Raw genomic sequence first — 13,308 nt, 5'->3', positions numbered from 1 at the left:
ACGCGATTGAGATTGCGACAGACTACGATCGAGAGCGCACGATCAAACTGAATTCGCTGTGCCAGCACAAGGAGAAGAGTGATCCATGACAGTATACGACTACGGTCGATCTCCTGAGCACTGGTTACTCGCGATCGACATTGCGAGTCGCGGTGTCCACTATGCTGACCCGGCTGATTCGGCTCTCGAACAATTCTACTGGATGAAAGCGAACGACTTCGATGTGGCGTTTGTAAAAGGAATCATGGCTCCGTCCATAGTTTTTCGCGAACATCTGGCGACCGCTTCCGAGAAATCGATCCTTGCGGACTTCATGGAGCCACTGCCTGACGAGCATTGCTTCCCGGATACCCTCTCGCTCAATGATGCTTTTTTAAGGCTTGCCACCACAACCTGGCTAGTGCTAACCCGAAGCAACCAGTGTATCGGGGTCGTGACCCGAGAAGATTTGGCGAAACCAGCAGCCAGTGCGTTTGCGTTTGCGCATCTAATCGCGCTGGAGCGAGTGCTGCGGCGATTGGTCGGAACCTATACCAATCATCCGATCAGTGATGAGCCACAAGCAGCTGACGGTGCGAACGTAGCTAGCGAAGTATCAGGTGACTCGCATGTCACTCTTCACCAGCTTTCCCAGGTCGTGAATCGGGTCTTCAGGATCCCCAAACTGCTCGAGGAACTCGGCTATTCCAAACGTGAATTTCGCAAGGTTGGCTCGTGGGCCGTCCGGTTTCGTAACCATATCGCCCATTCGCGGCGACTGAATCACGATGATCCGCAACAGCCGATCTCGTTGACCAGATTCATTGCGGTGCAGGATTTGATGATGCGCGCTATCGAGTTGGTTGAGAACCGAAACCAAGTTTGGCTGGCGTTCAGTGATTCAGTGATATTGGATCAAACATCGAAAACGATGGTGGCTGGCCCTGATGCGACCGGTTTGCCGTTTCCCGAACCATGCTTTGTAATTACTGCTTGGAATCCGTTTGAGCAAAGTTTAGACGACGCAACGAATCGGCTGCGTAATGCCATGCTTTTGGAAAGTCTGAAGATGCGGACCGAGCAAATTCGCAAGGTCGTCGGACAATCACGTTGCGAATCATGGAAAGAAGAAAGTTTTTTGGTTGCCGGTATGGATCAGCAATCGGTTGTCGACCTGGCATCAACCTTCGGACAAAGAGCAATCTTTCGGCTTGATCGGGAGCAGAAGCTAGTCATCGATATCCAGAATGCGATCCGTACTTGTTCGCCTCGATGCAAGTAAACTTTTACTGACAATATCCCGGACAGTTTTTTAGGGTTTCCGTTACACGATCTTGAACAATGACACTTTGCCATTCAACTGAGGTCCGGGAAGCGATGACTTTCAAAAAATTTGTCGAACGATTTGCAACTGCCACAATCGAAGAGCTGGTTTTTGCAGTGAACAGCCAAGTGGGGAATCAGGGGTGGGTGACGGCACGTGCGCACCACGACATTGCTTTGCGAGCTGAACTACTGCGGCGTGATTTGGATTGCAGTTCATTCATCACTGCAGCTGGTATTTCGTTTCGTGAGCCGGTTCGCTTGGATGGCAGATGCATCATCCAGGATCCCTCCATTAACCTGTACGCGGATCGTGGCGAGGGTTCCGAGGAAGATACAGTTCTTATCGGAAAAGTCGATAGCTGCGACAACGGCCGCTGTCTGGTTGCCATTCGATTTGGCGAAGCGCTGGCCTTGCAGACTCTGTATCACGCCATCGAAGCAGCAAACACGTGGCAAGATTTTCGATACGCATGCGGAAACCGCAACTGGCATTTCATTCGAGACCGGTTCTTGAGTATTGAGCTTGGTGCGCCCGCTGACGAAGAGCCCTTCGATCCACTGTTGATCCCTGGCTACGCCGACGGTGACTGGCCTGTGTGCCCACAAAGCAATTGCTTTAGTTGGCTGCCGGAACCGGTGATCGCATTGGGAGTCGAGCATGTGACAAGCACCGGCAATCGGTTGCTCGAATTTGACGCCAAGAGCGAAAACGACCTGACACAATCTCTGGAGGCGAACGGTTTTCTCGTGATTCGAGAGGACGTGCTGTGTTCGAAAGCCTGCGGTTTGAGCTAGCGGGGCCCTGCAGGAATTGAGCAACTGATCTGCCGCCAAACACTCTCGGGAATCGCAAGCCTCAAGGTGGGTGCGACAGATATCCGAATTAGCTAGAATCGTTGCATTCTCAAAAGAACCCCACATAAAACTCCCTGTCAACGTTCGGAGTCAAACAGCGCAAATGGCCCACTCCCGTTTTAACGAAGCAAGTTTGGAACAGCTGATTTGCGATTCATTGGTCAACGATTCCGAATACCTCGCCGGGACGCCGCAGGACTACGATCGAGAGCACGCGATTGATGTGCCGAAGCTGTTGGCGTTTTTAAAATCGTCGCAGCCCCAAGCGTATGCAACGCTGAACATCGATGCCGAGGGGGCTGCACGTCGGAAGTTTCTGCACCGCTTGCAAGGGGAGGTTGGCCGCCGCGGTGTTGTCGACGTGTTGCGAAATGGAATCGAGCACGGCGTGAGCACCGGAGCGCTTGATTTATTTTACGGCACTCCGACACCTGGCAACGAGCGTGCTGCTACTCTGCATGCGAAAAACATATTTAGCGTCACACGACAGCTAAAATATAGCCGCAACGCCACGGCTCGATCGCTCGATTTCGTTATCTTTATCAATGGCTTACCCTTAGCGACGTTTGAGCTGAAAAACCAAATCACCAAACAGACCTACGACGATGCAATCAATCAGTTCAAGACGGATCGCGATCCGCGCGAACTGCTATTTCAATTCCCCCGTTGTATGGTTCATTTTGCGGTTGACGATTCTCAGGCATGGATGTGCACGCATCTGAAGGGTGTCGATAGTTGGTTCTTGCCGTTCAATCAAGGATTCAAGGATGGTGCGGGCAATCCGGCAAACCCCAATGGATTGCGGACGGATTATCTATGGAAAGAAATCCTGTCGAAGCCTATTCTCGCGGAGATCATCGAGAATTACGCGCAAGTGATCGAGGAAAAAGACGAAGCTGGAAAGACCAAGCGGAAACAGATTTTCCCGCGATACCATCAACTGAAGTGTGTTCGTGGTCTGCTTGACGATGCGCAGCAAATCGGTCCGGGCAAGCGATACTTAATTCAACATTCCGCCGGCAGCGGAAAGAGTAATTCGATCACTTGGTTGGCTCATCAATTGATCGGCCTGAAGAAGGATGGTGAATCGGTCTTCGATTCAATTTTGGTCGTAACCGATCGAGTCAACCTGGACAAACAGATCCGAGCGAACATTCGTCAGTTCGCCCAGGAATCGGCCGTCGTTGGTGCGGCCCAAAATTCAGCCGATTTGCGACGATTCATCGAAGAAGGCAAGAAGATCATCACGACAACCGTCCAAAAGTTCCCGTTCATTCTGGACGCGATCGGAGACGGGCATCGTGCGAGCACCTTCGCGTTGATCATTGACGAGGCCCATAGTAGCCAAGGCGGAAAGGCGGCTGCATCGGCGAACGTTGCCTTAAGCGGGAAATCGAAGTCCGCAGACGTTGGGGCATCGGATTTGGTCGCAGAGAAGTCATTCGGCGTGGGCAATGTGATTGGTCGCCGAGATGCCGATACGGAATACGCGGTCGCTGGCAGTGAAGATGAGGATGCGGAGGAGCCAACCACCGAGGACAAAATCAATGAAATTATCGCTAAACGCAAGATGCTCTCCAACGCCAGCTACTTCGCATTCACGGCCACCCCGAAACCGAAGACACTCGAACTCTTCGGCGTGCCGGTCCCTGAAGGAGACAAGCAGAAGTTTCGCCCCTTCGATAAGTACACGATGAAGCAGGCGATCGAAGAGGGCTTTATCCTTGATGTACTGAAGAACTACACCACAGCCAACAGCTACTACCGACTGGTGAAGTCGGTCGAGGACGATCCGGAGTTCGACGTCAGCAAGGCGAAGAAGAAATTGCGGAAATACGTCGAATCGCACGAGCACGCGATCCGGCGCAAAGCCCATGAAATGATCGACCACTTCCATTCGCAAGTGCTGGCGAAGAAGAAGGTCGGCGGCCAGGCACGTGCAATGGTCGTGGCCAGCAGCGTTGATCGTGCCATGCAGTACAAGGTAGCGTTCGATGCGTACCTCAAAGAACGCAAGAGTCCGTATCGAGCTATCGTTGCGTTCTCGGGCGATCGTGAGTTCCAGGGCGAGAAGGGTGTCACGGAGTCGAAGATGAACGGCTTCGCGAGCAGCAAGATCGAGAAGATGTTGCGAACGGATCCCTATCGCTTCCTGATCGTCGCCGATAAGTTTCAAACCGGTTTCGACGAACCGCTGTTGCACACGATGTACGTTGACAAGCCGCTTTCGGGCATTCGAGCGGTGCAAACGCTGTCACGCTTGAACCGCGCCCACCCGCATAAGTACGATACCTTCGTGCTGGACTTCCTCAATGATTTGGAAACGATCCGTGAGTCCTTCGCCAAGTACTATCGCACAACAGTGCTCAGCGATTCGACCGATCCAAATAAGTTGCATGATTTGAAGTCCGTACTGGACGCGCACCAGGTCTATGCATGGTCGGAGGTGCAAGCGTTCGTCGATGACTATCTGGCCGGTGCCGATCGCAGCGAGTTGGATCCGTTGCTCGATGTTTGCGTCGATCGCTATCTCTCAGACCTCGATGAAGACAAGCAAGTCGATTTCAAATCGCGTGCCAAGGCCTTTGTGCGGACCTACGGCTTCCTGGCAACCATCTTGCCGTCGGTGCCACCCAATTGGGAACGTCTTTCGACCTTTCTGAATTTCCTGACGCCAAAATTGCCGGCACCTCAAGAGGAGGATCTGTCAAAAGGCATTTTGCAAACGATCGACATGGACAGTTACCGTGTCGAAGTCGGCGCGCAGATGCAAATTCTGCTCCCCGATGAAGATGCCGAGGTTGATCCCGCCAACGATACGGGCGGTGGAGCAAAACCGCCTGTCGAACTGGATCGGCTTTCGTCGATCATCCGAACGTTCAATGATCAGTTTGGCAACATCGACTGGGATGACAAGGATCGCATCGAGGAATTGATCACGGAGGAAATTCCTCGCCGTGTCGCCGAGGATCCGGCATACAACAACGCTTGCCAGAACAGCGATAAGAAGACCGCCCGCATCGAACACGACCGCGCCTATCGCCGCGTCATGAATTCGATGATTCAGGACCAAACCAAACTCTACAAGCACTACAACGACGAAGAGGGCTTTCGGCAGTTTGCTCACGACACCAGCTTTGACCAAAGCTACGAAGGCAAACGAGATCGGCTAGGCCCGGTTTACGACTTGCTGTTGTCGCACTTTCAAAAGACGACCGGCGTGAACGTTAGCAGCCGCTGGAATCAACACGCGGGCGACTTCCAGCGCAGCGTTCACAATTTGAAGTCACTGGTGAGTTGGATCAAGTCGGCAAGGATTCTGTGTGTCGATGAACAATCGCTGGTGCCTTCATCGTTCGGCAACATCGACGTGGCGATGGCAGTGCGAGTGATTGACGATCGCCTGGCCGGCCGCCGTGGTTCGCGATACAGGATTGAGCGAATACTCTGCAAAGGCGCGGGAGTTCAATCGCTGGAAAAGATCGACGACGAATCGAGCAATCGCGTCCAGACGTGGATGGTAAAAGAGATTCATCATGCATTGCGTGAATCGGCTGCCACCCGCGGGCGGCTTTCGCTCGATCAATGGAAGTGTTCGCTGACCACAAACGATTGGCAACACGATCTTGGAGTGCAATTGGCTGATGCTGTCCAACGTTTTCGCGAGTCTCACGATCGTCTGGTTGGCGGAGGCGATGGCCCATCGGTCTTCCGTGAATCATCGCGAACGGAAATGGCCAAGTCGATTGGAGCAATCCAAACACCGACGGAGTCGACACAAACTGATTCGGATGCCATTTGGCAAGAGCTGTTCGCCTTCGCCGAACGCGTTATCAAGCTGACGAGTGAAAGCTTGACGATTCAGGATGGCGGGACGGCTCACGACGCGCTCGTCGAGTTCAAGCGTCAACTCGGTAAGTCAAGCTCGGCAGCGCTGGATCTATTATTCCAACTCCGGTGTCGTGGCGACCACGCCGACGACGTGGCGAAGCGAGGCGAGTGGGAGCAGATCCAGCACGCGATCGCCAAGCAACTTGGACGCGAGAAACCCAAGTTCAATTCTGACAGCGAGCTGCTCTACCGTCCCGACGACCTACAACTGACGGCAACCGAGGCCAACGAAATCCGTGTCAAACTACTCGACTCACTGTCGGATGGGTTGGAAACCATTGTGAACCTAGTGCCGTGAGGCACTGGGTATCGCGTTCGGCACGGCTACTTTCACCGCTCGGCTTACAAATTGGATTGCAAACAAGGACAGTTTCACGAGCCTCCCGTTAGCCAATAGTCAGACTAACGAACAACACTTCAACTTAGGCGAGATAACAAGCAACTATGGAACTTAACAACGAAATCTGGCCACTTATCGGTCTCATTCACAACAAGAACAACATCAATCCGACGCCCGAGTATCAGCGTTATTCCGTTTGGAATCGCAAGCAGCAGCAGCTACTGATGGATAGCATCTATCAGGGAATGGATATTCCAAAGTTGTATTTGCGAAAAACGGCTGACGGTAGCGACTTTAAGTACGAAGCCGTCGATGGGCAGCAGCGCATGAGAGCGATTTGGGACTTTTATGCGAACGAATACGCGTTGAACAAGGACTTTACACCGGATCTTGGTGGACAGCGGTACGATCAGCTGGAGATGGAGACACGCCAGATCTTCGACATGTTCAACTTCAGCGTCGTAATCATTCGAGACGCGAGCGATGCTGAAATTCGTGAAATGTTCTGTCGATTGCAGAACGGCAAGCCATTGAACGCCGCGGAGAAACGCAATGCAATGGCAAGTGACATGCGCGACTTTTGTGCGACACTCGCAAAGCACCCCTTCTTTGGTTCGGTCGCATTCACGGATGGACGGATGCAGCATCAACAGTTGGCTGCTCAATGTGTTTTGTTGGAAATCGAAGGCAAGGCGACGAACATTCGCGACAGTCGCCTAAACGGGATGTACACGGAGCATCAATCGTTTAGCGACAACGGAAAAGTTGCGAAGAAGTCGAAAAAGGTATTCGACTACATGCATGCGTGTTTCCCCGAAAAAACGCATGAACTCAAGCGAGGGCTTTCGGTGTCCATCTATTTGCTGCTCTCACAACTGATGGAGGAATACAATCTGTCAGGCAAGGAGGATGCGTTCAAGAGTTTCTTGTTGGACTTTGAGCATCGACGCCGATCGGCAAAAAACGACAGCGACTTTCTGAATTACGAAAGGCACACATCGAAGTCTTCCGACGGTGAAGAGGCGATCGCATACCGCCATGAGATGTTGCTGCGTGATTTTCACGCATTCGTGCCAGATTTGATTCCACTAGACTCGCAGCGAGGATTCGATGCGACTCAACGGCTTGTGATCTTTCGTCGTGATGGCGGCGCTTGCAAGTACTGCGGTTCTGACGTGCCATGGGATGATTTTCATGCTGACCATGTGGTCGCGCACAGCCAAGGGGGGCCGACAACAGTCGACAATGGGTGGCTTGCGTGTAGCAAATGCAATACGAAGAAGGGAGCCAGTCCCGTTGGGCAGGTTTTGTAAGCGATGGCCATGTCAACTCCTCGCTTGTCATCGGTGATGCTCAACGGACAGCTTCCCAAATTTGCTGAACATATCATTGCCGGGATGATCATGACGCCTGTGGACCAGTTGGTTGTTGCAAGCCCTGCAGACAGCCTTGCACATGCGCTCGAGAAAATGGGCGCGACGTTCGATCAGCTGCCGGTTATCCATCAGGGAACGCTAGCTGGAATGCTTTTTCGGGATCGAATTCCGAATAGTGGTGATGGTCAGATTGCTGACATTTTCTCGCCACTGTCGACACTCGATTCGATTCTCAGTAGCGAGAGCATGCTGGAAGCTATCGAGTGCCTTGTTCGATCGCCTTGTTGTATCGTCTTCGACGCCGAGTCCGGTGGATTTGCTGGTTTATTGCACTACGCCGATCTAAACCGCCAAGCGGTTCGTTTGTTCTGTTATCTATGGACTTCGGCACTTGAGATGTCGCTCGCTGAGTTGCTAACGATGAACCAGCCGGATGACATGAGTTGGATTGAGTCGCTTGCACAACACCGTCAGGTTCAAGTGCTCGGACGTCACGAATATGGCAGACGCCAGAATATCGAGCTATCGCCCGTAGAAGGGCTAGAACTTTCGGATCTGCTGAACATCTGGCCCAAGCAGGAGAGGCTTCTAAATCTGTTCGCGATGTCGAAGTCCGAATTCAAGAAAAAGACCAACCACCTGGTCGAGCTTCGCAACGCTGCCATGCATCCAGTGCGATCGCTCCTGAACGGGCATGCGGAAGTGGCAGTCTTTCAACGACGTATGCACGATTTGCGAGAGATGGTCCGAAAGTCAGTGACACTCATTCAGGAGAATGGCGTGGATGGTGCGTGTTGACATTTGTTGAGCAGAATCCAGGACACATTACGAGCGGCAGCGTTACGCGACTGCAAATGACTTTTTCCCTCGGAGAAACGACTCATCGTGACACCACAACTCACCATCACAGCCGGCGGGGCGACGTTCGCTGTCGTCGGAATGTCGACTGCTGCGGCAGGAACCTCTGCCGTCATCCTGGCGACCGGCGGTGCTCCTCTGCTGATCGGAGGCGGGCTTTACCGCGCCACTCGCAACGGCCAGACGAAGTTGCCGCGACTGGAGAAAGCGTTTAGCGACGAAACCGAAGGATAACCTCGGACACTTTGCCGCGACGATCGTTAATTACAACCTGAAGCGTGATCGAGAGACCGGCGAAACGAGTACCCCCTTGCTGATCCGTTCGCGTGGCAAAATTAACCCTTTCAGGAGACACTATCATCGCTAGACAAGTAAATTGCGTTTGCGGACGCCGTTTCCATATCGGACACGGCAAATCCAATGTTCAGTGCCGCGGTTGCGGTCGCTGGTGGTCGGGGCGCGAATTGTCGGGACTGGAAGCGGCCGTGACGGTACTGTGCGGCGGCGAGATCGCCGGCACACGCAACAAAAAGGGCCAGCGGACGAGTTCGGCACGATCGCACAAAGGCCGCCAGACAAACCGTCGTCGGCCGGCTGCTTCGCCGCTGGGCAGTGTTCTTCGGTTATTCTTGGGGTAGTTGACGATGACTCACCCCAGACGAAACGACATATGCCCCTGTGGATCAGGCAAGAAGTACAAACGGTGTTGCTTGCGGTCAGCAAAGATCAGGGAAGCAACGGAACGCGACCATCCTAAACTGGTTGACGATACAGGCAACGGCGGCAGTGCTCAAATCATTGGCGATAATGGAGCTCGAAAGATCGCGTTCCTAGATGTTTCCGCGGACGGTCATCGCCGCACGAATGGCTTCCCTTACCCGCTTGAGGCAGCAACTCCTCTTCTATCGCGTATAGCTTGGAATGCATATCAGCTAGGTCAATATGAAGAGTCGATTGAGCTGTGTCACGAACTGAATCGACGCGGGGCCATGCCCCTCTGGCTTTACGAGAGTGTTCATCTTGCAAGTGCTGGGCTGGCTAAACCAGTGTCGTTGTTGATTTCGGAAGCGTGCTGGAGTAAAGGGCGAGATCAGGTTGAACGAATCGAGTCGCTATATCCAGTGGAGGCGCTCTGGTTTCAGCTCAACAATAGCCATCTAACGGCTGTTGATAAAATTGAGCGTATTGAAGAAGTCTTCCAACGAATCGCTGAGAATCTATGGATGGTTCCCGCTGCGCATCCAACCGCCGCACTTCTGGTTGCCAAGTGGCTGCTGGATCATACCGATCGTGAAGATCTGGCCCGAAAGCTCGTGTGTTGTTGTCTTGGATGGAAGTACGTTTACCGGCGGGTCGATGATCTAATTTCACTTGCAAAGCTGCTTAGACGACTAGCCGCACCCAAGTTGTTCTGGACGCGAATTGCGAACATCTACCACGACTTCATGGAATTGGACAACTGTTGCCAATCAGCTTGGAAACGCCAGAACAAATCAATATTCGACGAACAGCTTCTCACTTCATACTGCCAACTTGTGGATAACAAGGAAGGAGTTTTGCATCGCTTCTGCGCCGACAATGGATTTCCAGAGCGGGATGTCGTGACCGAGTTATTGATTGATTCGTTTGGGTTAAAAGACTATAGAAATGATGAGGCGAACATATTTCCTGGGCGATCAGGATATGTCGCGGGAGCGACTGAACCTTGGCTTTCGCTAGAACACTTCCAGATGCGACACCCTTGGTTTTGCCTCCTTGCAGCGCGCGAACGAGACTTCATCCGTAACGGCGACACAGGTTTCGTCACTTGCATCACGGATGACTACTCGATGGCATGTTCGCAATGGTGGAGAGCGATCGAGAGCATACTTCGGCGTAAGCTAGTTGATCCACTCGGCGCGTTGATCGATGAAAATCCAGATTGGGTTGACGCTGATCGTAAGTACGTACAAACGCTTTCTCCACGTAAAAAAGAAAGGCTGAAGTTGTTTGTTCTGAAGTTGGCTGATCCTGATAGTCGCCGCCGGATGACATTAAACGACATGCTACTGTTAATCGAAAAGTGCATGGCAGACATTCGCAGAAAAATCGTTTCTGCTTCGTCTATTCGTCGGCACGCGGTTCAGCATGTTAGTGAACGCCTGTCGGAATTTCGTTGGATCAAAAGTGAGCCCGACAATTACGCAGACATGCGGAGCGCCTTTTCGCAGAACGTCCTTTCTGAACGTTCGATCCAATTGTTTCGCAACGCAGCCTCGCACGATAAGCCGATGGATTACGAACATGCCGTTGCTGGCCGATTGCTGGCCATCCGCATCCTCGACTTTATGCATTACCCTCGCTACTGCGTCCATGAAAAGCTCGAAGAACTGAAATCGGAACTCCGCGAGTCGGAGGAGAAACCAAAGCCATGAACTACGACATTTTCCTCGACGAGAGTGGGCTGTTTTTGGAGACCTCGACGAATGTCAAAGAGCGGGGGCGGCACGAGAACAGCGGCGATCGCAAATTCCCGAGCCAGATCGCTGGGGTAGTCTGCCCGGCAGGGACGATCACCAGTGGGAATGCGGGCTCCATTCTAAAATCTGCATGCGCGGCAGGTGCGATCGAGTACACGCCGAGATTTCATGCGAATCAGCACAGCGGCAGCCCTGGCTTCCCGCGGCTCGTTCATTCGTTGTGCCAGTCGCTCTTGTCGAAGAAGATCCAGCCCGTGCGGTTGGTCAACGCGGAAGAGGTTTCCTTCGGTGATCGCGTTGCGACCTACTGCAACATTCTTGCCGAATTGCTGGTGCGTGTATGCCAGCAACTCGAAGCGGAAGGAGTCGCTCAGGTTTCCTTGAACGTCTTTGCCGCGACCCTCGTGACGGAAGACGATGAGAAGACGGGAATCGCAACTCTGGACGCGAAGGCCTATCTCGAAAAAATCCACGATGTATTCGCGAGGGCTGCCCTGGCGAACGGTTTCAAGGCTTCGCGATTCCGGTGGCAAGTGAGCGGTTTTCAGATTCGGTCGGCGCGGGAAGATCGAAGATTGCAGCTTGCCGATGTAATCAGTTACACCAGTCACGATGACTTTCGTCCCCTGGCTAAACACCCGGAGGCAAGCCAGGCGATGCGATCAACACTTGCCAGCTTCAACTGGTCATTTTCATGTGACGAAACAATCACCCGTGTTCGCGACCTAGTCCGTCGTGAATCTCATGGCTCTGCTTTGATCGCTCTTGCCGAGCGGGCAACAACGGATGGCATCGAAAAGAAGACGCTTGAGCGATACGAGTCGTTGGCCAGTGAAGTTGTTTCGGCATTGGAGATGCTTCCGCCGGTCACGCAAAAGCCTCAATTTCAGATCATCGCTGGTTGGCTGAACCAAGTCGCTGAACAACGTCATGATCTTGATAGCTCTCTTCGCTGCTGCCGATGGATGCAGAACGCATTGTGCAATCGGGAGGCGTCGTTGGACTGGCCCGCGGATTGGTTGCGGTTGCTGACGGACACCTGGGCGTTGACGGCATGTAATCACGATGCCAACACGATAGCGGGGCGTGTTTATGCAGAGCAAGTCGAAGCGCTTGTACCTAAGTTGTCTTCACGGTGGGAGTTCGCTGGAGATTTGATGTTCGCGTTCATTGTGAAAGCCGTCCATCAAAATGATTGCTTCGATCATCAATCTGCAGCGGACCGCATGGCAGCAGTTGTCGGGTATTACCAGCAACTTGATGGCTTTTTTTCAGAGGCGTTCGAAGGGGTTTTCCCGGAAAAGGTGCTGTCGGATCTACGTGCGCGAGCGTTGGGCACTCAACTGCAGAGCGAGATCGGGTTGATGCTGGGATCCCAAGGCGACCTCGATCGTTGTCGAGCGATCAGCGACCAGGCGATCAGCGAATTCCAGCACGACGGCGATCGGGCACGTCAATGGCAATACCGCTCGGAGCTTGAAACCGTCGCCGGGCAGTGGGATTTGGCGAGAGAGTTTCTTGCGAAGAGCCTCGGGCTGAGTGATTTTTCACATGACTCAATCGCAGAGTATATCCAGTCCACGCCGGATGATGTCGGGAAAGGGTTCGCGCTGCTTCACTGGAGTCGAATCGGTGCGATGTCTGCTGCCGCCATGCAACGCGACGAATCAAACGCTTTCGTTTCAGCGTTTCACCGCACGAAGACTCAGTACACCCCATGGTGTATTGGCGACCATCCCTTTTACCCAGCTCACGGAATATTGCGTCATGTTTCGGTGGCGATTGCGGGAGCGGGCGATTCCACGAGAACTGTTGAATGTGTTGGACGCTTGCGACGACTTGTCGAAGTGAAGCCCCGGCCCATTTTCCAGTTGATTCAAATTGCGGCTCACCTCCAATGCGCTGGCTTGCTTGCGAAGTCAGACAGGAAGACGGCTGAAAAGTTAATCTTCGGCGAAAAGAAGAGTCTTGCGGTAACCGCTATGATTGCCGCCGTTGCTAATAACATTTCTGGCGGGCAGCCAAAACTCCATGAAATCTTGACAGGTTGGCAGAGTCATCTGAACGAGCAAGCGAAGTCGGGGCTCGATGCCGGTAAGCTACTCGCAATGGGACGAATTGTTGGATATTAGAAATATTGTCCGGACAGGATTTGATTTGGTTCGTTAGGCAAGAGTGTCAACACTGACTAACTCAACCCTAGCGAGAAGAAAGCCCTTGAAGA

General features: G+C 52.9%; 8 protein-coding genes. All 8 read left to right on the top strand.

Features of this window, described 5'->3' with window-relative positions; all coding sequences use genetic code 11:
- Positions 1 to 85: 85 nt before the first annotated feature.
- The 8 genes from CA51_RS06480 to CA51_RS06445 all read left to right on the top strand — a co-directional run bounded on the left by CA51_RS06480 (position 86) and on the right by CA51_RS06445 (position 13,216).
- Positions 86 to 1,261 carry a DUF3293 domain-containing protein gene (locus CA51_RS06480; RefSeq protein WP_145118882.1) on the top strand — a complete coding sequence of 392 codons (1,176 nt, stop codon included), beginning with the start codon at positions 86 to 88 and terminating at the stop codon, positions 1,259 to 1,261.
- Between the two features lie 95 nt (positions 1,262 to 1,356).
- Complete coding sequence (locus CA51_RS06475; RefSeq protein WP_145118880.1) at positions 1,357 to 2,100, top strand: hypothetical protein; 744 nt, start codon at positions 1,357 to 1,359, stop codon at positions 2,098 to 2,100.
- A gap of 193 nt (positions 2,101 to 2,293) precedes the next feature.
- Positions 2,294 to 6,349: a type I restriction endonuclease subunit R gene (locus CA51_RS06470; protein ID WP_197451641.1), complete on the top strand. Its 4,056-nt coding sequence runs from the start codon at positions 2,294 to 2,296 to the stop codon at positions 6,347 to 6,349.
- Positions 6,350 to 6,495: 146 nt separating this feature from the next.
- Entirely contained in the window at positions 6,496 to 7,704 is a 1,209-nt protein-coding gene (locus tag CA51_RS06465; protein ID WP_145118876.1) for a GmrSD restriction endonuclease domain-containing protein, read from the top strand.
- A gap of 9 nt (positions 7,705 to 7,713) precedes the next feature.
- Positions 7,714 to 8,565 (top strand): CBS domain-containing protein, encoded by an 852-nt coding sequence (locus CA51_RS06460; protein ID WP_145118874.1) that lies wholly within the window; start codon positions 7,714 to 7,716, stop codon positions 8,563 to 8,565.
- 87 nt (positions 8,566 to 8,652) lie between these two features.
- Complete coding sequence (locus CA51_RS06455) at positions 8,653 to 8,859, top strand: hypothetical protein (RefSeq protein WP_145118872.1); 207 nt, start codon at positions 8,653 to 8,655, stop codon at positions 8,857 to 8,859.
- A 410-nt stretch (positions 8,860 to 9,269) separates the two neighbouring features.
- Positions 9,270 to 11,039: a YecA family protein gene (locus tag CA51_RS06450; RefSeq protein WP_145118870.1), complete on the top strand. Its 1,770-nt coding sequence runs from the start codon at positions 9,270 to 9,272 to the stop codon at positions 11,037 to 11,039.
- On the top strand, positions 11,036 to 13,216 hold the full coding sequence (locus CA51_RS06445; RefSeq protein ID WP_145118868.1) for a hypothetical protein: 2,181 nt from the start codon (positions 11,036 to 11,038) through the stop codon (positions 13,214 to 13,216). Before CA51_RS06450 ends, CA51_RS06445 begins: the two co-directional genes overlap by 4 nt.
- The last annotated feature ends 92 nt before the right edge of the window (positions 13,217 to 13,308 follow it).

Origin of the sequence: Rosistilla oblonga (assembly GCF_007751715.1) — a bacterium.
Taxonomy (GTDB): Bacteria; Planctomycetota; Planctomycetia; order Pirellulales; family Pirellulaceae; genus Rosistilla; species Rosistilla oblonga.
The sequence above is the reverse complement of the archived record's forward strand: the minus strand, read 5'-3'. Positions and strand labels throughout refer to the sequence as shown.

Bases quoted from the DNA above. Each gene is read 5' to 3' on its own strand.
- CA51_RS06475 (WP_145118880.1), top strand. From the start codon at position 1,357: ATGACTTTCAAAAAATTTGTCGAACGATTTGCAACTGCCACAATCGAA.
- CA51_RS06450 (WP_145118870.1), top strand. From the start codon at position 9,270: ATGACTCACCCCAGACGAAACGACATATGCCCCTGTGGATCAGGCAAG.
- CA51_RS06480 (WP_145118882.1), top strand. From the start codon at position 86: ATGACAGTATACGACTACGGTCGATCTCCTGAGCACTGGTTACTCGCG.
- CA51_RS06465 (WP_145118876.1), top strand. From the start codon at position 6,496: ATGGAACTTAACAACGAAATCTGGCCACTTATCGGTCTCATTCACAAC.
- CA51_RS06445 (WP_145118868.1), top strand. From the start codon at position 11,036: ATGAACTACGACATTTTCCTCGACGAGAGTGGGCTGTTTTTGGAGACC.
- CA51_RS06460 (WP_145118874.1), top strand. From the start codon at position 7,714: ATGTCAACTCCTCGCTTGTCATCGGTGATGCTCAACGGACAGCTTCCC.